At 69.1% G+C, this 23,005-nt stretch carries 21 protein-coding genes, 1 pseudogene and 1 riboswitch; of the genes and pseudogenes, 9 read left to right on the top strand and 13 right to left on the bottom strand.

What is annotated here, in order from left to right; all coding sequences use genetic code 11:
- Window positions 1-93: 93 nt before the first annotated feature.
- The 5 genes from LGN10_RS11330 to LGN10_RS11310 form a co-directional block, all read right to left on the bottom strand.
- A complete protein-coding gene (locus tag LGN10_RS11330) occupies window positions 94-531 on the bottom strand; it encodes a hypothetical protein (protein WP_059643406.1) in 438 nt (145 codons plus the stop codon).
- Window positions 532-661: 130 nt separating this feature from the next.
- Window positions 662-1,585: an ABC transporter permease gene (locus LGN10_RS11325; protein WP_226223344.1), complete on the bottom strand. Its 924-nt coding sequence runs from the start codon at window positions 1,583-1,585 to the stop codon at window positions 662-664.
- Window positions 1,585-2,457 (bottom strand): ABC transporter permease, encoded by an 873-nt coding sequence (locus tag LGN10_RS11320; RefSeq protein ID WP_059585335.1) that lies wholly within the window; start codon window positions 2,455-2,457, stop codon window positions 1,585-1,587. The genes LGN10_RS11325 and LGN10_RS11320 overlap by 1 nt, the downstream gene beginning before the upstream one ends.
- A gap of 49 nt (window positions 2,458-2,506) precedes the next feature.
- Window positions 2,507-3,586 (bottom strand): ABC transporter ATP-binding protein, encoded by a 1,080-nt coding sequence (locus LGN10_RS11315; protein WP_226223342.1) that lies wholly within the window; start codon window positions 3,584-3,586, stop codon window positions 2,507-2,509.
- 49 nt (window positions 3,587-3,635) lie between these two features.
- Window positions 3,636-4,802, bottom strand: coding sequence for an ABC transporter substrate-binding protein (locus LGN10_RS11310; RefSeq protein WP_226223341.1), 1,167 nt, complete (start codon window positions 4,800-4,802; stop codon window positions 3,636-3,638).
- Window positions 4,803-5,271: 469 nt separating this feature from the next.
- Here LGN10_RS11310 and LGN10_RS11305 point away from each other — a divergent pair, with 469 nt between their 5' ends.
- Window positions 5,272-5,976: a glutathione S-transferase N-terminal domain-containing protein gene (locus LGN10_RS11305; protein ID WP_226223395.1), complete on the top strand. Its 705-nt coding sequence runs from the start codon at window positions 5,272-5,274 to the stop codon at window positions 5,974-5,976.
- Between the two features lie 368 nt (window positions 5,977-6,344).
- Here LGN10_RS11305 and LGN10_RS11300 read toward each other — a convergent pair whose 3' ends face one another.
- Window positions 6,345-6,779: a winged helix-turn-helix transcriptional regulator gene (locus LGN10_RS11300; RefSeq protein ID WP_059584039.1), complete on the bottom strand. Its 435-nt coding sequence runs from the start codon at window positions 6,777-6,779 to the stop codon at window positions 6,345-6,347.
- Between the two features lie 109 nt (window positions 6,780-6,888).
- On the opposite strand from LGN10_RS11300, the gene LGN10_RS11295 reads away from it, so the two are divergent.
- Window positions 6,889-7,506: an FMN-dependent NADH-azoreductase gene (locus LGN10_RS11295; RefSeq protein WP_226223339.1), complete on the top strand. Its 618-nt coding sequence runs from the start codon at window positions 6,889-6,891 to the stop codon at window positions 7,504-7,506.
- A gap of 187 nt (window positions 7,507-7,693) precedes the next feature.
- Window positions 7,694-8,329 (top strand): DsbA family oxidoreductase, encoded by a 636-nt coding sequence (locus tag LGN10_RS11290; RefSeq protein ID WP_226223337.1) that lies wholly within the window; start codon window positions 7,694-7,696, stop codon window positions 8,327-8,329.
- Window positions 8,330-8,573: 244 nt separating this feature from the next.
- Here LGN10_RS11290 and LGN10_RS11285 read toward each other — a convergent pair whose 3' ends face one another.
- Entirely contained in the window at window positions 8,574-9,095 is a 522-nt protein-coding gene (locus tag LGN10_RS11285) for a MarR family winged helix-turn-helix transcriptional regulator (RefSeq protein ID WP_226223335.1), read from the bottom strand.
- A gap of 130 nt (window positions 9,096-9,225) precedes the next feature.
- Here LGN10_RS11285 and LGN10_RS11280 point away from each other — a divergent pair.
- Window positions 9,226-10,405 (top strand): annotated as a pseudogene (locus LGN10_RS11280) (MFS transporter).
- Window positions 10,406-10,447: 42 nt separating this feature from the next.
- Here LGN10_RS11280 and cobM read toward each other — a convergent pair.
- From cobM to cbiE, 4 genes are read right to left on the bottom strand one after another with little or no spacing between them, the layout of a single operon-like run.
- Complete coding sequence (gene cobM, locus LGN10_RS11275; RefSeq protein WP_226223331.1) at window positions 10,448-11,176, bottom strand: precorrin-4 C(11)-methyltransferase; 729 nt, start codon at window positions 11,174-11,176, stop codon at window positions 10,448-10,450.
- A 43-nt stretch (window positions 11,177-11,219) separates the two neighbouring features.
- Window positions 11,220-11,951 (bottom strand): cobalt-precorrin-6A reductase, encoded by a 732-nt coding sequence (locus LGN10_RS11270; protein WP_104012134.1) that lies wholly within the window; start codon window positions 11,949-11,951, stop codon window positions 11,220-11,222.
- On the bottom strand, window positions 11,948-13,036 hold the full coding sequence (locus LGN10_RS11265) for a cobalt-precorrin-5B (C(1))-methyltransferase (RefSeq protein WP_104012135.1): 1,089 nt from the start codon (window positions 13,034-13,036) through the stop codon (window positions 11,948-11,950). The genes LGN10_RS11270 and LGN10_RS11265 overlap by 4 nt, the downstream gene beginning before the upstream one ends.
- A complete protein-coding gene (cbiE, locus tag LGN10_RS11260) occupies window positions 13,036-14,298 on the bottom strand; it encodes a precorrin-6y C5,15-methyltransferase (decarboxylating) subunit CbiE (protein ID WP_226223330.1) in 1,263 nt (420 codons plus the stop codon). The genes LGN10_RS11265 and cbiE overlap by 1 nt, the downstream gene beginning before the upstream one ends.
- Before the next feature lie 202 nt (window positions 14,299-14,500).
- Window positions 14,501-14,692: riboswitch (cobalamin riboswitch) on the top strand.
- A gap of 67 nt (window positions 14,693-14,759) precedes the next feature.
- Between cbiE and cobG the strand changes: the two genes are divergently transcribed.
- The 5 genes from cobG to LGN10_RS11235 all read left to right on the top strand — a co-directional run bounded on the left by cobG (window position 14,760) and on the right by LGN10_RS11235 (window position 20,935).
- Window positions 14,760-16,160 (top strand): precorrin-3B synthase, encoded by a 1,401-nt coding sequence (gene cobG, locus LGN10_RS11255; protein ID WP_226223328.1) that lies wholly within the window; start codon window positions 14,760-14,762, stop codon window positions 16,158-16,160.
- The gene (locus tag LGN10_RS11250; RefSeq protein WP_059584056.1) at window positions 16,153-16,779 is read left to right on the top strand and encodes a precorrin-8X methylmutase; all 627 of its coding nucleotides are present in this window, start codon (window positions 16,153-16,155) and stop codon (window positions 16,777-16,779) included. Before cobG ends, LGN10_RS11250 begins: the two co-directional genes overlap by 8 nt.
- Window positions 16,776-17,510, top strand: coding sequence for a precorrin-2 C(20)-methyltransferase (locus LGN10_RS11245; protein ID WP_060318548.1), 735 nt, complete (start codon window positions 16,776-16,778; stop codon window positions 17,508-17,510). Before LGN10_RS11250 ends, LGN10_RS11245 begins: the two co-directional genes overlap by 4 nt.
- The gene (gene cobJ, locus LGN10_RS11240; RefSeq protein ID WP_226223327.1) at window positions 17,507-19,228 is read left to right on the top strand and encodes a precorrin-3B C(17)-methyltransferase; all 1,722 of its coding nucleotides are present in this window, start codon (window positions 17,507-17,509) and stop codon (window positions 19,226-19,228) included. Before LGN10_RS11245 ends, cobJ begins: the two co-directional genes overlap by 4 nt.
- A gap of 351 nt (window positions 19,229-19,579) precedes the next feature.
- Window positions 19,580-20,935, top strand: coding sequence for a chitinase (locus tag LGN10_RS11235; protein ID WP_226223325.1), 1,356 nt, complete (start codon window positions 19,580-19,582; stop codon window positions 20,933-20,935).
- Window positions 20,936-21,021: 86 nt separating this feature from the next.
- Here LGN10_RS11235 and LGN10_RS11230 read toward each other — a convergent pair whose 3' ends face one another.
- Complete coding sequence (locus LGN10_RS11230; RefSeq protein ID WP_059643362.1) at window positions 21,022-21,765, bottom strand: IclR family transcriptional regulator; 744 nt, start codon at window positions 21,763-21,765, stop codon at window positions 21,022-21,024.
- 60 nt (window positions 21,766-21,825) lie between these two features.
- The gene (locus LGN10_RS11225; RefSeq protein ID WP_104012140.1) at window positions 21,826-22,992 is read right to left on the bottom strand and encodes an acyl-CoA dehydrogenase family protein; all 1,167 of its coding nucleotides are present in this window, start codon (window positions 22,990-22,992) and stop codon (window positions 21,826-21,828) included.
- Window positions 22,993-23,005 lie beyond the last annotated feature (13 nt).

Below are 23,005 nucleotides of genomic sequence, written 5' to 3'. Positions count from 1 at the left end.
GGTCGCGCCCTTTCATCAAAAACATGTCGCCGCGGCCCGCGCGGATGGGGCCGCATACACGAGGAAAGGAGAAGAAGGTTCGCCGCCGGCGCGTCACTGCGGCGCCGAAGCGCCGCTCGCCGCATTGCCCGGCCACGCCTTGCCGATATGGTCGATCAGCGACTTCGCGGTGCCCGTCACGAGCGCCGCGTCGACGCCCGACGTCTGCCATGAGCCGTCGGCCGCCTTCACGAAGGTCAGGTTCGCGCGCGACGGCGAGTAATCGGCATTGCGCCACGTGACGACGACGTCGCACGAGTACGTGCGATCGCCGAGCTTCTTGCAGTCGCCGTCGGGTTTCGCCGATACGACGTCCGCCGATACGGGCAGCGGCTGGCCGAACAGCGCGTTCAGCCCGCCGTGATTTTCCGCTTCGAGCGCGCGGCGCACGGCGGCGTCGACGTCGCTCGATCCGGGACCGTCGTGAAGCAGGTTGCAGGCGGCCAGCAGCGTCGACGCGCCGGCGAGGGTCAGCAGCAGTTGAAACTTCATGGATATCCGTCGATCGGGTGAACGCCGCGTAGTCTGCAACGTCCGCGTGTCGTGCGCGGTATCCATTTGTAACCAATTGCACGACGGCTGGGCGGCACGGCGGCCGCGCGCGATCGTGCGACGCCCCCGCCTACTGCCGTTCCTGCTTCACGCGGCTCACGAGTTGCGTCGGGCTGACGAACTGCAGCGCGATCACGGCCCACACGAGCGTGATCGCCATGTAGATCATCGCCATCGCGTCGATCGACTGCGGCGCGCGCACGCCGGTCGAGAACACCGCGTAATACAGCGCGACGACAAGCGTCTGCGTGCTCGGGCCCGCGGTGAAGAACGTCAGCTCGAACATCCCGATCGTGCGCACGAGCACGAGCAACCCGGCCGCGAGCATGCCGGGCACCAGCAGCGGCAGCAGCACGTAGCGGAAATAGCGCCACGTGTTCGCGCCGAAGATGCGCGCGGCGGCTTCGAGGTTCGGATCGATCTGCTCGATGAACGGCGTCATCACGAGGATCACGAACGGCAGCGCCGGCACGAGATTCGCGAGGATCACGCCCGGCAGCGTGCCCGCGAGCCCGATCTTGTACATCACGGTCGCCATCGGGATCCCGTAGGTGACGGGCGGCACCATCAGCGGCAGCAGGAACACCAGCAGCGCGAAGCGCTTGCCGCGAAACTGCACGCGCGCGAGCGCATACGCGGCCGGCACGCCGAGCGCGATCGACAGCAGCACGACCGCGCCGACGACCTCGACGGTCACCCACAGCACGCTCGCGAGCTGGAAATCCTCCCATGCCTTCGCATACCAATGCAGCGTGAAGCCCTGCGGCAGCGGCGTGCCGAACCAGCGCGTCGCGACCGAGTTCACCGCGACGGTCGCGATCAGCAGCATCACGTTCAGCAGGAAGAACGCCATCAGCCCCCAGACGAGCGCCTTCCATGCGCGGCCGGCGAGATTGCTTTTCATCCGATGCGGTTTCCTTGCATCGACGGGCCGCGCATCGGGGGCGTCGTGCTTCGGCGGCCACGTGCGAGCGGCATGATTGTCGGTCGCCATCAGCCCTTGCCTCCCGTTACCGCACCCGTGTAGAAGAAGCGGCGCGCGCCGAGCATCGACGCGACCACCAGCAACTGCGCGAAGCCCATCACGATCGCGATCGCCGATGCGAGCGAATAGTCGTAGCTTTCGAACGCGGCTTCGGCCGCCGCGATCGAGATCACGCGCGTCGGCCCGGCCGGCGCGCCGAGCAACACGGCCGACGGGAACACCGAGAACGCCTGCACGAACGACAGGCACGCGGCCATCGTGAGCCCCGGCACGAGCAGCGGCAGGTAGATCTGCCGGAACTGCTGCCACGGGTTCGCGCCGAGCGTCGCGGCCGCGCGCGCGAGCGTCGGGTCGATGCCGCTGATGTACGACAGCATCAGCAGGAACGCGAACGGAAAGCCCGACACGATCAGCGACAGCAGCACGCCCCAGTAGTTGTGCGTGAGGCGCACTTCGTCGGTGTACAGGTGCAGCCCCTGCAGCGCCTGCGGAAACCAGCCGTTCGGCCCGAAGTACGTGAGCATCCCGTCGGCGACGAGCACCGTGCCGAGCGTGACGGGAATCACGAGCAGCGTCGTGACGAACTTCTGGTACGGCGAATGGCGGCGCAGCGCGAACGCGACCGGCACCGCGATGCCGACGTTGAGCAGTGTGGCCGGCACCGCGAGCTTGAGCGTGACGAGCACGGTCGGCCACATCGCCGTGTCGGTGAAGAACTGTACGTAGTTCGCGAGCGCGCCGCCGCCGTTCATCGGCTGGAACGACAGCACGAGGCCGTACGCGAACGGATAGATGAACAGCGCGGCGATGAACGCGAGCGCCGGCGTGACGAGCCAGGCTTTCGCGTCGCGCGCCGCGCCGCCGGTCGCGAGCGTGCTCATGCGGCCTCCGGGCGGGACGCCGCCGCGCGCGCCGCGTGGCGCAGCCCGTTCATTGCCCGTCTCCCGCATAGACGAGCGTGCGCGCCGGCGCCACGCGCAGCCTCAAGCGCTCGCCTTCCGTGAACTCGCCGGCCACGCGCGCCCAGATCGCGCCGAACGGCGTGATCGCGCGGATCAGCGAGTCGCGCCCGCCGTACTCGACCGTCTCGACGGTCGCGTCGAATGCATTGTCGGCGCCTTGTTCCGCGCGCTCGATGTCGTCGGGGCGCAGCGCGACGACGACCTCCTTCGCGTCGAAGCCGGCCATCGGCACGCCCGCGAGGCGCACGCCGCCCGACGCGACGTTCACGTAATCGCCGGCCATGCCTTCGAGCGTGAACGGCAGCACGTTGCGATAGCCCATGAAGCGCGCGACATGCAGATTGTGCGGGCGCGTGTAGACGTCCTTCGGCGACGCGACCTGCTGCACGACGCCCTCCTTCATCACGACGATACGGTCGGCCATCGACAGCGCCTCGTCCTGATCGTGCGTCACGTAGATCGTCGCGCGTTCGAGTTGCGTGTGGATGCGGCGGATCTCCGCGCGCATCTCGATGCGCAGTTTCGTGTCCAGGTTCGACAGCGGCTCGTCCATCAGCACGAGCGGCGGCTCGATCACGATCGCACGCGCGATCGCGACGCGCTGCTGCTGCCCGCCCGACAACTGCCCGGGCAGCTTGCCTTCGTGACCGACGAGCTGCACGAGCTCGAGCGCCTGCTGCGCGCGCCGCCGCGTCTCCTGCTTCGGCACGCCGCGCATCTTGAGGCCGAAGCCGACGTTGTCGAGCACCGACATGTGCGGGAACAGCGCGTAGTTCTGGAACACCATGCCGAAGCCGCGACGCTCGGGCGGCAGCACGTCGATGCGCGTGTCGTCGAGCCAGATACCGCCGCGCGTGAGCGGCTGCAGCCCCGCGATGCAGTTCAGCGCGGTCGATTTGCCGCAGCCCGACGGGCCGAGCAGCGCGATGAACTCGCCGCGCCGGATCTCGAGGTCGAGCCCGTCCAGCGCGGCGACCTGCGCGCCTTGCGCATTGGTGAAACTGCGGCACACGCCGTCGAGCCGCAACCGTTCGAAACTGTGATTCATTCCACGAACTCCATCGACGCGGACGCCGTGGCGCCCGCCGGTTCAGGCGTCACTTCGATTTCTGCGAACCGATCTCGCGATCCCACTTCTGGAACGCGGCGACCATCGCCTGCGCATTGAGCGGCTGCACGTGCGGACGATCGGCGAGCAGCTTCGCGTATTCGGGGCGGCCGAACTTGCGCACGACTTCCTGGCTGTGCGCTGGCGCCATCTCGAGCGTCACGCCCTTCACCGCCGGGCCCGGATAGAAATAGCCGTCGTCGTAGGTCATCGCCTGCTGCGCCGGTTCCAGCAGGAAGTTCATCAGCTTGAACAGCACGTCGAGCTTTTCCTTCGGCACGCCCTTCGGGATCACCATGTAGTGCGCGTCGTTGACCCACGTCATGTTGTCGAACGCCTGGATCTTGAATTCGGCCGGCACGATGCCGAGCGCGCGCGGGTTGAGATCCCAGCCGGTGACGGTCACGGTCATGTCGCGCGTGCCTTCGCCGAGCTCCTTCATCACCGCCGACGTGCCGCCCGGGTAGTACGGCACGCATTCGTTCAACTGTTTCAGGAACGCCCAGGTCTTGTCCCAGCCGTTGATCGGGTCCTGCGGATTCTTGTCGCCGAGCACGTACGGCAGCCCCATCAGGAACGTGCGGCCGGGGCCGGAGTTCGCCGGGCGCGCATAGATCAGCTTGTTCGGGTGCGCCTTGCACCACGCGAGCAGCTGCTCGGGCGTCTTCGGCGGGTCGCTGACCTTCGCCGGGTTGTATTCGAGCAGCGGGCCGGCCGGCATGTAGGTGACCTCGAGGCCGTAGCCTTGCGCGAGATCCTGCATCTTGCGCGGGCCGGGCGCGTATTTGTCGAGCACGCCGGGGAGCGCGGCCGCGTTGTCGGGCAGCAGCTTCTGCCACAGGTTCTGCTCGATGCCGGCGGCGAGCGCGTCGGTGCCCGTCAGCACGAGGTCGATGTCGGCGCGCCCCGCCGCCTGCATCGCCTTGATCTTGCCCGGCAACTGCGGCGCGGGCGCGTTCGTGAACGTGACGTTCGCGACGAGATTCGGGTTCTTCTCCTTGAACGCCTCGATGGCCTTCTGCGTGAGCTGCAGGTTGCCTGCGACGTCGACGATGTTCAGCGATACGGGGGCGGCAACGGCCGCGGCGGCCGACAGCGCGAAGCCCAGTACGAGTGCGATCCGGCGGACACGGCGAGCGATCGGGGTGGTGTTCATGTCTCCTCACTTCGGTCGGTGGATGGGACCTTTCTTGTCAGGAAATCATGACGGCGTTATACGATGTCGGTCAACAAAAAACCGCGGGATGCGGGGCGGGACTTTCCCTGACAAAAAGCTTCCGTGCGCCGATGAATTGTGCACCGCGCGACGGCGTCCGGCGTGGGCCCGCCGCTCGCGCAGGGTGTTAGGACGTCATATATCGAGGTGAGGCGAACCGCGTTGGGCCGTATACGTTTCCCCCAGCCGCCGGAGAAGCGTTGCCGGTCGTGTCTTGCGGCACCGCGCGCGACGCCGGGCATGGCCGTCGCGCCGAACCACGGGCGGCTGCCTACGCCTGCATCGTTTTCCCGGATCGGCTACAGTGGGCGCTTTCGGCGCGCTGCGCCCCGCCGCCGCGCCGCGAACCGTGCGCGAGCGCGGCGGCGCGAACGCAGCGTGGATCATTCACTTCGACGAGCGAACCTTCATGCCCGATCTGTCCGCCTTCCCGATCACGCAAAAGTGGCCGGCCCAGCATCCCGACCGCCTCCAGTTGTACTCGCTGCCGACGCCGAACGGCGTCAAGGTGTCGATCATGCTCGAGGAAACCGGCCTGCCGTACGAGCCGCACCTCGTGCGCTTCGACACGAACGACCAGTTCTCGCCCGAATTCCTGTCGCTGAACCCGAACAACAAGATCCCCGCGATCATCGATCCGAACGGCCCCGACGGCCGGCCGCTGCCGCTGTTCGAATCGGGCGCGATCCTGATCTATCTGGCGGACAAGACGGGCCAGTTGATCCCGAAGGATCTCGCGGGCCGCTACGAGACGATCCAGTGGGTGATGTTCCAGATGGGCGGCATCGGGCCGATGTTCGGCCAGGTCGGCTTCTTCCACAAGTTCGCCGGCCGCGATTATGAGGACAAGCGCCCGCGCGACCGCTACGTCGCCGAATCGAAGCGCCTGCTCGGCGTGCTCGACGCGCATCTCGCGAACCGCCAGTGGGTGATGGGCGATGCGTACACGATCGCCGACATCGCGATCTTCCCGTGGGTGCGCAATCTGGTTGGCTTCTATGAAGCGGGCGATCTGGTCGGCTTCAGCGAATTCCGCAACGTGAAGCGGGTGCTCGACGCGTTCGTTGCGCGGCCGGCTGTCGAGCGTGGGCTCAATATTCCGGCGCGGGGTTGATCCGCTGCGCGGGTACGCGCCGTGCGAGCTACGGCCCATGATTTGTGCCGCCCGCCGCATTGCGCGGCGGGTTTTTTTGACCATTGCCGATCTCCGGGGAACGCCGGGAGACCGTCGGTATTCGGCCATGAAGCATCATCGGCTTGCGTCGACGGCGAGACGTCGAGGCGTCCCGTTTGGTTCAGGGAACGGACACCCAAGTCATGCCATGAGACGTTTTCGATCGCCCCTGGCCGACTCTTGGTCGGATAGATCGCAAGATGCAGCGCCTGCGCACCCAAGGAAGATCCGCGTCGGGACAGATCCCAACGCGAGCGGGCAGCTGAATTTCGCCGCTGTGTCTGCGCAAGCTTGCGGCCTACACTCGTCTATCGACGCTGGTAGACAACGCCTTGAATCGAGACCTGATCTGGCTCCGGCTTCTCGTCAAAACGTTTATGCGCCTCGGCAATGGCGACTTGATTCTCGCTCGCCCAATTGACCAACGCCATGACAGGCTTCAACAGCGTTCTTCCCATGTCGGTGAGTTCGTAATCGACGCGAGGCGGAATCGTTGCATACATCGTTCGCGTTATCAGTCCGTCGCGTTCCAGTCCGCGCAAGGTCAGTGTCAGCATCCGCTGGGAAATGCCCTCGATGCGGCGCTTCAATTCGTTGAAGCGCCGCGGGCCATCGGCCAGCATAGCGACAATGTAGAGGCTCCATTTGTCGCCGATGCGATCCAGGATTTCACGAGTTGCCAGGCAGCCGCCAGCGTCAGGGGCAGGCATATCGGCAGGCAGCTCGGGGGGACTAAGTGACATGCGTGTGCCTTCTTGTGGGGAAACGGCAGGAACCATACCATCCTTTGTATGAATTCATAAGTCAGGTCACTTAATCGACTTGGTTCTTATTTTATACTTGGGAGCCGCTATGAGCCACACTCTGCTTGTCACGTCCAGCCCGCGCGGGGCCGACAGCCTTTCCACCCGCTTTGCCACCGAAATCGCAGAGGGCATCCAAGCCCGCGCGGGCGGCCCGCTGACCGTGCGCGACCTTGCCGCGAATCCTCCGCCCCATATCGCACCGGCCTACATCCAGGGTCGGGTCACCTCGCCCGCGGATCGCACGCCGGAACAGGTCGAGGCGGTGAAGGTCGCGCAAGAGCTGGTCGATGAGTTGAAGGCCGCCGATGTGATCGTGCTCGGTTCGGGCATGATCAACTTCAGTCTGTCGTCGCAGCTAAAGGCTTGGTTCGATCACGTCACCTGGCCGGGCGTCACCTTCGGTTACGGCGATATTGGGCCGAAGGGGCTGCTGACCGGCAAGAAGGTCTATCTCGTTACCGCTGCCGGTGGCGTGTTTTCGGAAGGTGCATGGGCACCGTTCGACTTTCAGACCAGCTATTTGCTGCACCTGCTCGGTTTCATCGGCCTGACCGACGTTGAAGTGGTGCGTGTCGAAGGCACGGTTTTCGGCCCCGATGCGGCGAAGGCCGTAATCGCCAACACCGAAACGGCCATCAAAGCCTTGTTGGCGAAGGCTGCGTGACCTCATGGCCCGGAAAAAACCTCGCGCCGTTCGGTGCTTCGGTGCAACCGGGCTGGCCTGAAGGCACATCATCGAGGAAGCCTTGAAGCTGGGCTACAACGTGTCCCGGCGACGACGTGAAGAAACGCGCGTCGTTCGCGGGAAGGGTCGAAATCGTTGTCGGCGATCCGGTCACGAGAACAGGGTTATGCAAATAGACCTCTATACTGACATCACATGCCCGTGGTGCATCGTCGGGCATCACCGTCTCGACAAAGTGCTGACGGAGCGTTTTCCCCACCTGGTCGTTGACATCCGGCAGCATCCAGTCCTGCTGCTGCCAGATGCACCGTCAGGCGGTCTCTATATTCCCGATTTGCTGCGTTCGCGCTACGGCATAACCGATCCGAAGGTCGCCTTTGCTCGCCCCGAGGGAGAAGCTCGCGCATCGGGCTTCGACCTGGATCTTGGTCGCCAGCTCTGGGCCTATCCGACCCAGGCTGCTCATGCCGTGATTCTGGCAGCCGCTGGGCGTGACACGCAGCACAGGCTCGCCGTTGCAATCACCGATGCTTACTTCATCGCAGCGAAGAACATCGCCGATGCGGATGTGCTGGCTGACATTGCCGCCGACTACGGTTTTAACCGCGATCAGGCGCGTGCCATCGCTCTTGATCCTGAACAGCACCATCGCGTCGAAGCGGAGGCGTTCAAGTCGGCCAATGCCGGCGTTCGTTCGGTTCCTCATTTTGTCTTTGAGGAAAGCATTGCCATCAATGGGGGGCGCAGTGAAGACGAGATTGCTGCGGCAATACAAGCGGCTTCCGGCGCAATCCCTCTCTGACGCGGCTTCCTCAAATCCGATGACTCGGAAGTCGGCGTACGGCGAGTCGATAGGGTTCCGCGGAGCTGTTGACTGTGTTGGCCGATGCCCGACCAAAAAGACCGGCCGTCGGATGACCGAAGTACTTCAAGAAGCGACGAAGGGAGCGTGATCTTACGACCGACCGCAATGGGCCGACACGCGACGTCCACGAGAATGCAAGAAGAACTTTTTGCCCGCCGCGTACGTTTCCATCACGCATTGTTCAACGCGAGTTCCCTTCCTCCCCTTCCCGCGTTCCGGCTTCCAACCCCGCCAGCAGCTTCCCCAACAGCCGCGACAACTGCGCCTGTTCTGTCTCTGACAACGCAGCCAGCACCGCCCGCTGGTTATCGATATGCGCGACGACCGCCTCGTCGATCAGCGCGCGCCCGGCATGCGTCAACGCGACGAGCGTCCCGCGCCCGTCGGCCGGATTCGGCCGCCGCTCGACCCAGCCGGCCTTCTGCAGCCGGTCGATGCGCGCGGTCATCCCGCCCGACGACATCATCAGCGCGTCGTACAGCGCGGTCGGCGTCAGCGCGAACGGCGCGCCGCTGCGCCGCAGCGTCGCGAGCACGTCGAATTCCCCCGGGTGCATGCCGTAGCGCGCGAACAGCGGATTGAGACGATCGCGCGCGATCACGAGCGCGGCTTCCTGCAGCCGCCCCATCACCACCATCGACGTCGCGTCGAGATCCGGGCGCTCGACCCGCCATTGCGCGAGCGCATGCTCGGCTCGATCCATTAACCCTCCTCGGCTCACCGGTTATCTTGACGTCAAGATAAATCGCCATATATCTTGATGTCGAGATACTTTACCTGAAAAACGTGCGGCGCCTGGCTGGCAGCCGCGCACCGATATCGAGGGCCTTGCAATGAATCGCTTCATCCCCCCCCGGCTGGCGGCTCGCCGCGGTCGTGCTCGTCGGGCTGAACCTGCGGCCGGCGCTTGCCGCGATCGGCCCGCTGCTCGACATGATCCAGCGCGCGACGGGCATCGGCGACGGCGCGGCGAGCCTGCTGACGACGATCCCGATCCTGCTGATGGGGCTCGGCGCGCTGAGCGCGCGGCGCCTGCAGCGCCTCACCGGGATCGCGGGCGGCGTGTGGCTCGGCGTCGCGTTGATCGCGCTGGCCTGCGCGTCGCGCGTCGGGGCGCAGCACGCATGGCTGCTGCTCGCGAGCGCGTGCTGCGCGGGCGTCGGGATCGCGATGGTGCAGGCGCTGTTGCCCGGCTTCGTGAAGGCGCATTTCGCGACACGCATCGGCGGCGCGATGGGCGTCTATTCGACGTCGGTCATGGGCGGCGCGGTGCTCGCGAGCGTCGTCGCGCCGTTCGCCGCGGTGCGCTGGGGCTGGCTCGCCGCGCTCGCGGGCTGGGCGTTGCCGGCGGCGCTGGCCGCACTGGCCTGGCCGCTGGCCAGCCGGGGCGGCGACGCGCTTGCCTCCGGCCCGGTGTCGGTATCGGGTGCGCAGCCATCGCGTTCGCCGCGGGCGTGGCGGCTCGCACTGTTCTTCGGCATCGCGACGGGTGCTTACACGCTCGTGCTCGCGTGGCTGCCGCCATACTACACACGGCTCGGCTGGTCGCCGACCGCGGCGGGCAGCCTGCTCGGCGGCGTGACGTTCGCGGAAGTCGTCGCGGGGCTGACCGTTTCCGCGACGATCGACCGCCTGCCCGATCGCCGGCCTGCGCTGCATGCGGCGATCGCGTCGCTGCTCGTCGGGTTGCTGGTGATGCTGGCCGCGCCCGACGCGCTCGCATTGCCGGCCGCGCTGCTGCTCGGCGCGGGCATCGGCGCGCTGTTTCCACTGTCGCTGATCGTCACGGTCGACCACGCGGCCACGCCGGCCGATGCCGCGTCGCTGACGGGGTTCGTGCAGGGCATCGGCTATCTGATCGCCGCCCTGTTTCCGTTCGCGGCCGGCGTCGTGCGCCAGCATCTGGCGGATCTCACGCCCGCGTGGATCGCGATGGCGTGCCTGTGCATCGCGCTGTTCGCGCTGGCGGCCGGCTTTGCGCCGAAGCAGATGCGGCAGATCGCGCGGGCCTGACGGGCCTGACGGCCGGGCGCGCCGATGCCAAGGCCGGCGCGCTCAGCCCGCGCTCGCGTAGAGCGTCGAATCCGCGAACCCTTCGGCGTCGAGCACGCGCCCGATCAGGATCAGCGCGGTGCGCTCGATATGCGTGCCCTGTACCTTGTCGACGATGTCGGCCAGCGTGCCCGTCACGCGCTCCTCGTCGGGCCAGCTCGCGCGATAGATCACCGCCACCGGGCAATCGGCGCCGTAATGCGGCAGCACTTCGTCGACGATGCGCGCGAGATGGCGCACGCCGAGATGGATCGCGAGCGTCGCGCGATGCGCGGCGAGCGCGCCGAGCGCTTCGCCCTCCGGCATCGTCGTCTTGCCCGCGAAGCGCGTGAGGATCACCGTCTGCGCGACGCCGGGCAGCGTCAGTTCGACGCCGAGCGTGGCCGCGCATGCGGCCGTGGCCGTCACGCCCGGCACGATTTCGTATGGAATCCCGAGCGCTTTCAGGCGGCGGATCTGCTCGCCGATCGCGCCGTACAGCGACGGGTCGCCCGAATGCACGCGCGCGACGTCCTGCCCCTTCGCGTGCGCGGCGGCAAGCAGCGCGACGATCGCGTCGAGATCGAGTTCGGCCGTGTTGACGACCTGCTCCGCGCGATGACCGTCGAGCACGGCGGCCGGCACGAGCGAGCCCGCATACAGGATCACCGGGCACGTGCGCACGAGGCGCTGGCCCTTTACCGTGATCAGCTCCGGGTCGCCGGGGCCCGCGCCGATGAAATACACCGTCATCGAAATTTCTCCGTCAATTCGTGGGATGAGCCGCTGCGTTGCGTCACGCGCGCGCGGCCGGATCGAGTGCGTCGACGAGCGCCGCGACCGAGTCGAACGCGCGGTCGGCATCGGGCAGCGGCGGCCGGCGCAGCATCACGACCGGCAGCCTGCGTTCGCGCGCGACGTCGAGCTTGGCCTCGGTGGCCGCGCCGCCGCTGTTCTTGCTGACGACGACGTCGATGCCTGCCAGCGCGAACAGCGCGCGCTCGCCTTCGGGCGTGAACGGCCCACGCGCGGCGACGACCTGCGCGCGGGCGTTGCCGGGGTGCGCATCGAGGCAGCGCACGAGCCAGAACTGGTGCGGCGGGATCGCGTCGAGATGCGCGAGCGGCTCGCGGCCGAGCGTGAACAGCGGGCGCCTGAACGGCGCGAGCGCGGCCTCGATGCCGGCCCAGTCGTCGACCATCCGCCAGTCGTCGCCCGGTTGCGGCGTCCACGGCGCGCGTCGCAGCGCCCAGAGCGGCACGCCCGCGGCGCGCGTCGCCGCCGCGGCGTTCGCGCTGATTTGCGCGGCATACGGATGCGTTGCGTCGATCACGAGACCGATGCCGGCGTCGCGAAGATACGCGGTGAGCCCGGCCGCGCCGCCGAAACCGCCGACACGCACGTCGCAGCGCAGATCGTCTGGCGTCTTGCCGAGACCGGCGAGACTGTAGACATGATGCGGGCCGAGCGTGCGCGCGATCTTCAGCGCATCGCCGGTGCCGCCGAGCAGCAGGATGCGCGGGCTCATCGCGCCTCCCCGACGAAACGGCCCTGCCGGTCGATCGCGAACATCTCGACCGAGACCGACGGCGGCACGATGTCGCGCGCCACCCGCAACGCATGCGCGCAGACGAGATCGCCGAGCGGCACGCCGTCGGCCTGCGCGAGTTTCAACGCTTCCTGGCTCGTGTTCGCGGCGCGCATCGCGGCCTGCAGCGCATCGCTCGCGCCGGCCTCGGCCGCCCACTGCGCGAGCAGCGGCAGATCGATGCTCGAATGGCGGCTGTGCAGGTCGAGATGGCCGGCCGCGAGCTTGCTGAGCTTGCCGAAGCCGCCGCACATCGACAGGCGCGCGACCGGCGCGCGCCGCAGGTGCTTGAGCACCGCGCCCGCGAAATCGCCCATTTCGATGAGCGCCATGTCGGGCAGACGGTAGTGCGCGCGCATCGCGTCCTCGCTCGCGTTGCCCGTGCAGGCGGCGATGTGCGCGATGCCGTTCGCCCGCGCGACGTCGATGCCCTGATGAATCGACGCGATATAGGCCGAACACGAGAACGGCCGCACGATGCCGGTCGTGCCGAGGATCGACAGCCCGCCGACGATGCCCAGGCGAGGGTTCATCGTCTTCAGCGCGAGCGCCTCGCCGCCTTCGACGCCGATCGTCACGTCGAAGCCGCCCGCGTAGCCGTGTTCGGCGGCGAGCGCTTCGAGGTGCGTGGTCATCATCTGGCGCGGCACCGGGTTGATCGCCGGTTCGCCGACCGGCAGCGTCAGCCCCGCACGCGTGACCGTGCCGACGCCGGGCCCGGCATGAAAGCGCACGCCGGGCGCGGCCGCGAGCGCGACACGCGCGAAGATCAGCGCGCCGTGCGTGACGTCCGGATCGTCGCCGGCATCCTTGATCGTGCCGGCTTCGGCGCCCTCGGCCGTGGCGCGGCAGAATTCGAGCCGCATCATCACGCGCTGCCCCTTCGGCAGCACGATCTCGACCGCGTCGTCCGCGTGACCCGCGAGCAACAGCCGCGCGGCCGCGAGCGACGTCGCGGTCGCGCAGCTGCCGGTCGTGTAGCCGAAGCGTAGCGGCGCGGGCTGTTCGGGGGTTTCGTCGCGCATCACGCGTCCATTGGGTTCGACGTGTTCGACATATGCGACGAGCCGGCCGCGTCTGTCGCGTCGGGCTTGCGCACGTCGTACAGCGTGACGGGCAGCGGCTGCCGCCACGTGTCGAAGCGGCCGAGCGGCTCGGCATGCGCGAGCGACACGCGCGTGAGCGTGCCGCCATGCGCATCGCGCCACGCGGCGAGCGCGATCTCGCCCTGCAGCGTGACCGCGTTCGCGACCAGCCGCCCGCCGGGTTTCAGCGACGCCCAGCACGCGTCGAGCACACCCGGCGCCGTTGCGCCGCCGCCGACGAAGATCGCGTCGGGCGCGGCGAGCCCCGCGAGCGCAGCGGGCGCGCGGCCCGCGACGAGTTGCAGGCCCGGCACGCCGAGCGTATCGCGGTTGTGTTCGATGAAGCGCTGCCGCTCCGCATGCGCTTCGATCGCGATCGCCTGGCAGGATGGATGCGCACGCATCCATTCGATGCCGATCGACCCGCTGCCGGCGCCGACGTCCCACAACAGTTCGCCGGGGGCCGGCGCAAGACGACCTAGCGTCATCGCGCGCAGGTCGCGCTTGGTGAGCTGGCCGTCGTGGCGGTATGCGTCGTCGGGCAGGCCGGGCGTAAGCGCGCGGCGCGGCGCATCGGGCCCCGCCTGGCAGTCCAGCGCGACGAGATTGAGCGCGGCGGTTTCGTCGACGTTCCAGTCCTGCGCGAGGCCGTCGATACGGCGCTCGAGCGGCCCGCCCAGATGCTCGAACACGCTGACGCGCGTCGGCCCGAAGCCGCGTGCGGTGAGTTCGGCCGCGACGGCGGCCGGTGTGCGGCCATCGGCGCTCAGCACGAACAGGCGCCGGCCCGGCAGCAGGTGGCGCGCCAGCGTCGCGAGCGGACGCCCGACGAGCGACACCGCGCCGACGTCCTGCAGCGCCCAGCCGAGGCGCGCGGCGGCGAGCGACAGCGACGACGGCGCGGGCAGCACGCGCCATTCGTCGGGAGAAAGCTGGCGGGCGAGCGTCGCGCCGACGCCGAACAGCATCGGGTCGCCGCTCGCGAGCACGCATACGGGCGCGCCGCGGCGCGCGAGCAGCCCCGACAGGTCGAACGGCGACGGCCAAGCTTCGCGCGCGGCCCGCAGCCGGGCGGGCAGCATGTCGAGATGCCGTTTCGCGCCGACCACATGCGTCGCGTCGAGCAGCGCGCGCCGCGCGTGGCGTCCGAGCCCCGCGTAACCGTCGTCGCCGATGCCCACTACCGTCAGCCACGCCGTCATGCATCCTTCCCCATCGTTCGATTCCATCGTGTCGCCGCGCGGCCGTGAAAGCGCCGGTGCAGCCGTCCGCATTGCGAAAAACGGCATGGTACCGTGTTCCACCCGGCGTTTCATCCGCCGGCCCGCCCGCGCCCGATCGTTGCCCGCTTCGCCCGCCGCGAACGGCCGGCCGGTCGCGAATCGCGGCCGAAATCGGGTATCCTACGGCCGTTCGTTCGCCGGTGCCCCTCGGGGCCGAAGAGGGAACACAGGGCGCCTCGCGCGCCGCTGTGGCTGCCCCCGCAACTGTAGACAGCGAGCCGATCTCCCCCTCATGCCACTGGTTTCACCGGGAAGGCCGGGAGCCGGCGCCGACCTGTCAGCCAGGAGACCTGCCGGCCAGAAAGTGCGTGCGTGCCAGTCGGCGTCGGGCGGGGTGTACCGATGCGTTGGCCGCGGCGCCACACTGTCCCGGTATCTCGTTGAATTCCGCTCCCGATTCGATCCCTGCGTCGCCCGCCGTGCGCCCGTCGGCCTGCCCGGGGCTCGTGCGCGTGGTCGCGGCCGTCGACGGCGGGCTGTGCCGGATCAAGCTGCCGGGCGGCCGGCTCGACGCGCGCCAGGCGCGCGCGATCGCCGCCGCCGCGCGCCTGTACGGCTCCGGTGCGATCGACGCGACCAATCGCGCGAATCTCCAGCTGCGCGGCATTCGCGACGGCGCGGCCGATGCGCTGGCGCACGCGCTGCTCGACGCGGGGCTCGGCCCCCGCGCAAGCGCCGACAACGCCACCTTCGATGCAGCCGCGCTCGCGGCGAGCGACGACGTCCGCAACGTGATGGTGAGCCCGCTCGCCGGGCACGACCCGGCCGCGCTCGTCGATAGCCGCGCGCTCGCCGAGTCGCTGCTCGACATGCTGGCGAGCGAGCCGCGTCGCGGCGAACTGTCGCCGAAATTCTCGATCCAGCTCGACGGCGGCGAAACGGTCGCGGCGCTCGATCATCCGCACGACATCTGGCTGGCGGCGTGGCGTCGCGGCGACGGCGCGATGCGTGTCGCGGCGGGGCTGGCCGGCTGTCCGCCGGTTGCGCGCGGCGACCGGCCGGCTTCGGTCGACGTATCGCCCGATCAGGCCGTCGCGCTGGTTCGCGCGCTGCTGCGCGCGTTCCTCGATCTCGCGCCGGCCGAGGTCACGCGGATGCGCGCGTTGCTGGAGACGTGCGACGAACGCACGCTGCTCGAACGCGCGCAGCACGACCTGCCCTTCCCGCTCGCGGCCGATCCGGCGCTTGCCGACTGGCGGCGCACGCGCACCGACCCCGCGTTGCGCTTCGGCGCGCGCCCGTCGCGCGACGCGGCGCGCTGCAGCATCGGCGCGCAATTCGCGCTCGGGCGGCTCGACGCGGCGCAACTGGAACGGCTCGCCGCACTGGCCGAAGCCGACGGCGACGGCACGCTGTCGATGACGCCGTGGCAAGGCGTGTTCATGCACGGCGTGCCGAACGCGCGTGCGGCTGCGATGCGCGAAGCACTCGCGTCGCTCGGCCTCGTGTGTGCGTCGTCCGAACCGTTGGCTGCGCTCGTCGCGTGCGCCGGCAGCGCCGGCTGCGCGAAAGCGCACGCCGACACGAAACACGACGCGCGCGCGCTCGCCGCGCGTCTCGGCCATCCGCTCGACGTGCATCTGACCGGTTGCGAACGCCACTGCGCGCTGCCGCACCCCGCCGCGCATACGCTCGTCGCGGTGGCGCCCGCGCACTACGACCTTTACCGGCGCGACGCGGCCGCGGGCCTCGGCGCCCCGCTCGCGCGCCATCTGACGATTGACCAGGCCGCGGTCCGACTCATGGACGCGCGGCACACCCAGGACACCACCGATGCTTGACTACATTCGCGACGGGCAGGAAATCTACCGCCAGTCGTTCGCGACGATCCGCGCCGAGGCCGACCTGTCGCAGATCCCGCCCGATCTCGAGAAACTCGCGGTGCGCGTGATCCATGCGTGCGGGATGGTCGACATCGTGTACGACCTGCGTTTTTCCGCCGGCGCCGGCACGGCCGGCCGTACCGCGCTCGCGGCCGGCGCGCCGATCCTGTGCGACGCGAGGATGGTCGCCGAAGGCATCACGCGTGCACGGCTGCCCGCGGCCAATCGCGTGATCTGCACGCTCGGCGAGCCGGAGGTGCCCGATCTCGCGCGGCAACTGGGCAACACGCGTTCGGCCGCGGCGCTCGAACTGTGGCGCCCGCATCTCGCGGGCAGCGTCGTCGTGATCGGCAATGCGCCGACCGCGCTGTTTCATCTGCTCGACATGATCGACGCCGGCGCGCCGCGCCCCGCGCTGATCCTCGGCTTCCCGGTCGGTTTCATCGGCGCGGCCGAATCGAAGGCGATGCTCGACGCCGACAGCCGCGGCGTGCCGTACGTCGCGCTGCTCGGCCGGCGCGGCGGCAGCGCGATGGCCGCCGCCGCGGTCAATGCGCTTGCAACGGAGGTCGAATGACGACGGCGCGCGGACGGCTGTTCGGGGTCGGCGTCGGCCCGGGCGACCCCGAACTGATGACGATCAAGGCGCTGCGCGTGCTGCAGGCAGCGCCGGTGGTCGCGTATTTCGTCGCGAAAGGCAAGAAAGGCAACGCGTACGGCATCGTCGAGGCGCACCTGCTCGACGGGCAGACGCAACTGCCGCTCGTCTACCCGGTGACGACCGAGGCGCTGCCGCCGCCACTGTGCTACGAGACGGTGATCGCCGATTTCTACGACACCGCGGCCGACATCGTCGCCGCGCACCTCGATGCGGGCCGCGACGTCGCGGTGATCTGCGAAGGCGACCCGTTCTTCTACGGCTCGTACATGTATCTGCACGACCGCCTCGCGCCGCGCTACGACACCGAGGTGATCCCCGGCGTGTGCGCGATGCTCGGCGGCACGGCCGTGCTCGGCCAGCCGCTCGTCTATCGCAACCAGAGCCTGTCGGTGCTGTCGGGCGTGCTGCCCGAGCACGAACTGCGCGAGCGGCTCGCGCGGGCCGACGCGGCCGTCGTGATGAAGCTCGGCCGCAATTTCGACAAGGTGCGGCGCGTGCTCGACGAACTCGGGCTCGCGAAGCGCGCGCTGTACGTCGAGCGCGCGACGATGGCGAACCAGCGCATCGTGCCGCTCGACGAGGTCGATCCGATGGCGTCGCCGTATTTCTCGCTGCTCGTCGTGCCGGGGGAAAAATGGCAAGGATGACGACGCCGCCCGCGATCGTGATTCTCGGCGCGGGCGCGCTCGATACCGCACGGCGTATCCAGGCGCGTTACCCGGGCGCCCGCGTGCACGGGCTTGCCTCGCGCGTCGACGCCGACGTGTCGTTCGACGAACTCGGCGCGCACCTGCGCGAACTCTATGCACGCGGCTTGCCGATCGTCGCGTTGTGCGCGGCCGGCATCGTGATCCGCTGCCTCGCGCCCGCGCTCGCCGACAAGGGCGTCGAGCCGCCGGTGCTCGCGGTCGCGGAGGACGGCTCGGCCGTCGTGCCGCTGCTCGGCGGGCTGACGGGCGTCAACGCGATCGCGCGTGAAATCGCCGCATGCGTCGGCGTCGCGCCGGCGATCACGACGAGCGGCGAACTGCGCTTCGGCGCATGCGTGCTCAATCCGCCGGAAGGCTATGCGCTCGCCGACCTCGCGCAAGGCAAGCGCTTCGTGTCCGACCTGCTCGCGGGCGCGTCGACGCGCGTCGACGGCGCCGCGCCGTGGCTCGACGAGGTCGCGTTGCCGCGCGATGCCGCGGCCGCGCATGCGATTCGCGTGACGCCCGATGCGTGGCGCGGCGCGCGCGACGAACTCGTGATTCATCCGCGCAGCGTGGTGGTCGGCGTGGCGGCGGATGCCGTGCATGCAGCGCAAGCGCTGGCCGTGCGTATCGAAGCCGCGCTCGACGCGCAGGGCCTCGCGCGGCTGGCGCTCGCGGCCATCGTCGCGCCGGCGTCCGCGATCGGCGACGCCGCGCTGGAAGAAGCGGCGAGCACGCTCGACGTGCCGCTGCGTTTCGTCGCTAGCGATGGCGATCGCGACCGCGACGCGCCCGCCGACGCCGCCACGCTGCTCGGCCGCGCATTACGTGTCACCCACACGCTGCGTGACGCATCGAACGGTCTCGCGTGCGCGGTCGCATCGCAGCCGGTCGATCCGGCCACGCTCGGCCGCGCACGCGGCCGCCTGACGGTGCTCGGCCTCGGCCCGGGCGGCGCAGCATGGCTCACGCCGGCCGCGCGCGCGGCGCTCGCGGACGCGACCGACATCCTCGGCTACACGACCTACGTGAACATGGCCGGCCCGTTTCGGGCGGACCAGCGCATGCACGGCACCGACAATCGCGAGGAAATGCAGCGCGCGCGCCATGCGTTCGAACTCGCGGCCGAGGGCCGGCGCGTCGCGGTCGTGTCGTCGGGCGACCCCGGCGTGTTCGCGATGGCCGCGGCCGTGCTCGAAGCGCTCGACGAAGCACGCGACCCGCAATGGGCCGCGGTCGACTTGCGCGTGGAGCCCGGCATCTCCGCGTCGCTCGCGACGGCCGCGCAGGCCGGCGCGCCGCTCGGCCACGATTTCTGCGCGATCTCGCTGTCGGACAACCTGAAGCCGTGGGACGTGATCGAGACGCGCCTGCGGCACGCGGCGCAAGCCGATCTCGTGATGGCGTTCTACAACCCGATCTCGCGCGCGCGGCCGTGGCAGCTCGACCGTGCGCTCGATATCGTGCGCGCGCATCGCGCGGCCGATACGGTGGTCGTGCTCGGCCGCGACATCGGCCGGCCGGGCGCGACGCTCTCGACGACGACGCTCGGCGCGCTGCGCGGCGAGCAGGTCGACATGCGCACGATGGTAATCGTCGGCTCGTCGACGACACGGCGTTTCGCGATCGGCAACACGCGCGAATGGGTCTATACGCCGCGCTGGTATCGGTGAACGCGGCTGCGCGCGGCGTGGCGCGTACCGCATCCGGGGCGACGCTCGCGTGAATGCGCATGCACGCGCGCCGGCGATCGGCATGCCGGCGCGTCGCCGGTTCGCTGGAACCGGTCCATGCGCACTGCGTCGCGCGACCGGTCGGAAAAAGTGCCCGCCCCGCGTTTCGAAACGCGAACGAATCGGCAAGTTCGTTACGTATCGGAAATCGAATAACGAAAAGAAGAACACCTAAATTCCCTATTCGACGCGAATCCTCCAAGATAGGCACGCCGCCGGTGGGACACCTGCGTTGCCCGCCGGCGGCGATACGCAGGCCAGCGTATCCCTCTTCCACTTGGAGAACACAGAATGAACAACAATGTGTTGCCGCGTTTCGTTCCGCGTGCGTTTGCCGCGGGTTGTCTGCTCGCGATGGCGAGCGTGTCGCACGGTGCCGGCGTCTATGCACCGTATGTCGACGTGACGCTTTATCCGACACCGCTGGTCGACCAGATCGGCGTACGCCAGGGCATCCAGCAGTTCACGCTCGCGTTCGTGGTCGCGGGCAACGGCTGCGTGCCGTCGTGGGGCGGCGTGCAGCCGATCGGCAACGGCGCGAGCGGCGGCCTGCTGACCGCGCTGTCCACGTCGATCGCGAGCTACCGCGCGAAAGGCGGCGAAGTCGCCGTGTCGTTCGGCGGCGCGAACGGCACGCCGCTGATGCAGGCGTGCTCGACGGTCCCCGCGCTGAAGACTGCATACCAGACGGTGATCGATACGTACGGCCTCACGCATGTCGATTTCGACATCGAGGGCGCGTCGCAGCAGGATACGGCGGCGGTGGCGCGCAACTTCCAGGCGGTCGCGCAACTGCAGGCCGACTACGCGGCGAAGGGCAAGCCGCTGCACGTGACGCTGACGCTGCCGACGATGCCGACCGGGCTCACGCAGGACGGCGTGAACGTCGTCAACGCGGCCATCGCGAACAAGACCACGTTCGATGCGGTCAACGTGATGGCGATGGATTACGGCCCCGCGAACATCGACATGGGCGCCGCGGCGATCAGCGCCGCGCAGGCGCTGTATTCGCAGCTCGACACGGCGTTCAAGTCGGCCGGCCAGCCGAAGACCAACGCGCAGCTGTGGCAGATGGTCGGCGTCACGCCGATGATCGGCGTGAACGACGTGCAGGGCGAAACCTTCACGCTCGCGAATGCGCAGACCGTGCTGAACGCGGCGATCGCGAACGGCTACGGTTTCTTCGGCAACTGGTCGGTCGGCCGCGATCAGGCGTGCCCGTCCGGCGGCACGTATGCGTCGCCGACCTGCTCGGGCGTCGCGCAGCAGCCGTACGCGTTCGCGGCGATCTTCAGGAAGCTCGACGGCAAGTGGGGCGCGGGCGTCACGCAGGACCCGAACTACGGCGGCGGCTCGGACGGCGGCACGCCTCAGCCGGGTGCACCGTGGGCGGCCGGCCAGGTCTATACGGCCGGCGCGACGGTCACCTACCAGGGCGCGACGTATCAGGCGCAGTGGTGGACGCAGGGCGACGTGCCCGGCCAGGCCGCCGTGTGGAAGCCGGTCGGCGGCGGCACGCCTGCGTGGTCGGCGACGACCGCGTACCAGGGCGGCACGTGCGTGACGTACCAGAGCGCGAAGTATTGCGCGAAATGGTGGACGCAGGGCGACAACCCGAGCGCGGGCGGCGTGTGGGTGAAGTCGTGACGGTGCGGCGCGCTCGCGCGTGAGGCGCGGCGGGCCGTTTTCGGCGTGGCGGGACCGCACGCCGGCGACGGCCCGCAGCCGGCGCCCTACCCGCGCGCGTGCTCGGCCAGCAGCCGCGCCTTCGCGTCGACGAGCAGCGCCGCATGCGTGTCGCGATGCTGGCGGATCCGCTCGGTCGGCCCGACGATCGACAGCCCGTACCAGTCGCCGTCGAGCGTCAGCGCGACCGCGATCGCCGACAGTTCGGGCGCGCTTTCGCCGAAGTTCTCCGCCCAGCCGAGCTCGCGAAACCGCGCGGCCTGCGCGACGAGCGCCGGCAGGTCGGCCACCGTCGCGTCGGTGAAGCGTTCGAACGGCAGTTGCGCGCCGAGTGCCTGCTGCGCATCGGCGGCGAGTTCCGCGAAGATCGCCTTGCCGATCGAATTCGCATGCAGCGGCCGCAGTTCGCCCGGCTGGCGCGTATAGCGGATCGCCTGCTCCGATTCGACGACGTCGAGGTACGTGACCGACGCGCCCTGGATCTTGCCGAGCACGGCCGTTTCGCGGCTCGCGTCGCGCAGCGCGACGAGGTGCGGATGCACGATGTCGACGACCGGATCGGTCGCGTCGATCGCGGCGGCGACCGTCTGCAGGCGCCGCGTCGGATAGTAGCCGCCGCGCTTGCGCACTTCGTACAGATAGCCGCGGCTCACGAGCGTGCGCGCCATCGCGAGGCAGCTCGACGCCGGCACGTTGAGCAGGCGCGCGAGTTCGGTGAGCGGCAGCGGCCGCCGTTCGGCGGCGAACAGCTCGAACAGGTCGAGCGTGCGGGCAACGAGTTTGACGTCCATGACGAGCGCTTGATTCGGAACGGGAACCCGCGCGCCGGGCGGGCCGCCGGGTCGGTACGGTCAGTACGACTTCGGCAGCCCGAGCACCTTCTCCGCGATGTAGCACAGGATCAGTTGCGGGCTCACGGGCGCGAGCCTCGGAATCATACACTCGCGCAGGTAGCGCTCGACATGGTATTCCTTCGCGTACCCCATCCCGCCGTGCGTCGCGATCGCCGTCTGGCACGCCTGGAACGCCGCTTCCGCGCCGAGGTATTTCGCCGCGTTCGCCTCCGCGCCGCACGACTGGCCCGCGTCGTAGCGCGTTGCGGCCTTCATCACCATCAGCCACGCGGCCTCGAGCTGCATCCATGCCTGCGCGAGCGGATGCTGGATCGACTGGTTCTGCCCGATCGGCCGGCCGAACACCACGCGCTCGCACGCATACTGCGTCGCGCGGCGCAGCGCGGCCTGCCCGAGCCCGATCGCCTCGGCGGCGATCAGGATCCGTTCGGGGTTCAGCCCGTGCAGCAGATAGCGGAAGCCGTCACCTTCGTTGCCGATCAGGTCGTCGCGCGGCACGCGCAGATTGTCGATGAACAGCATGTTCGAATCGACCGCCTTGCGGCCCATCTTCTCGATTTCGCGCACCTCGACGCGCGAGCGGTCGAGGTCGGTATAGAACAGGCTCAGCCCGTCGGTCGGTTTCGCGACCTGGTCGAGCGGCGTCGTGCGCGCGATGATCAGCATCTTGTTCGCGACCTGCGCGGTCGAGATCCAGATCTTGCGCCCGCTCAGCACGTAGTGATCGCCGTCGCGGCGCGCCTGCGTGCTCAGGTGCGTGGTGTCGAGCCCGGCGTCGGGTTCGGTCACCGCGAAGCATGCCTTGTCGCGCCCGGCGATCAGCGGCGGCAGGAAGCGCGCCTTCTGCGCATCGTTGCCGAACACCTGCACCGGATTCAGCCCGAAGATGTTCATGTGGACGGCCGACGCGCCGGACAGCCCGGCGCCCGACGCGCTGATCGTGCGCATCATCAGCGCCGCCTCGGTCATCCCGAGGCCGGCGCCGCCGTAGGCCGGATCCATCGCGATGCCGAGCCAGCCGGCCTCGGCGAGCGCCGCGTGGAAATCGGCCGGAAACCCGCCCGCGCGATCGCGTTCGAGCCAGTAGTCGTCGCCGAAGCGCGCGCAGATTTTCTCGATCGCGCTTTCGATCGCGCGCTGGTCGTCGGTCAGGTCGAACTGCATGGGCTGCTCTCCC

Source organism: Burkholderia sp. AU32262, from assembly GCF_020419985.1.
GTDB classification, from domain to species: domain Bacteria; phylum Pseudomonadota; class Gammaproteobacteria; order Burkholderiales; family Burkholderiaceae; genus Burkholderia; species Burkholderia semiarida.
Note: the sequence above shows the minus strand (reverse complement) of the source record. Positions and strands in the feature narration are given on the sequence as shown.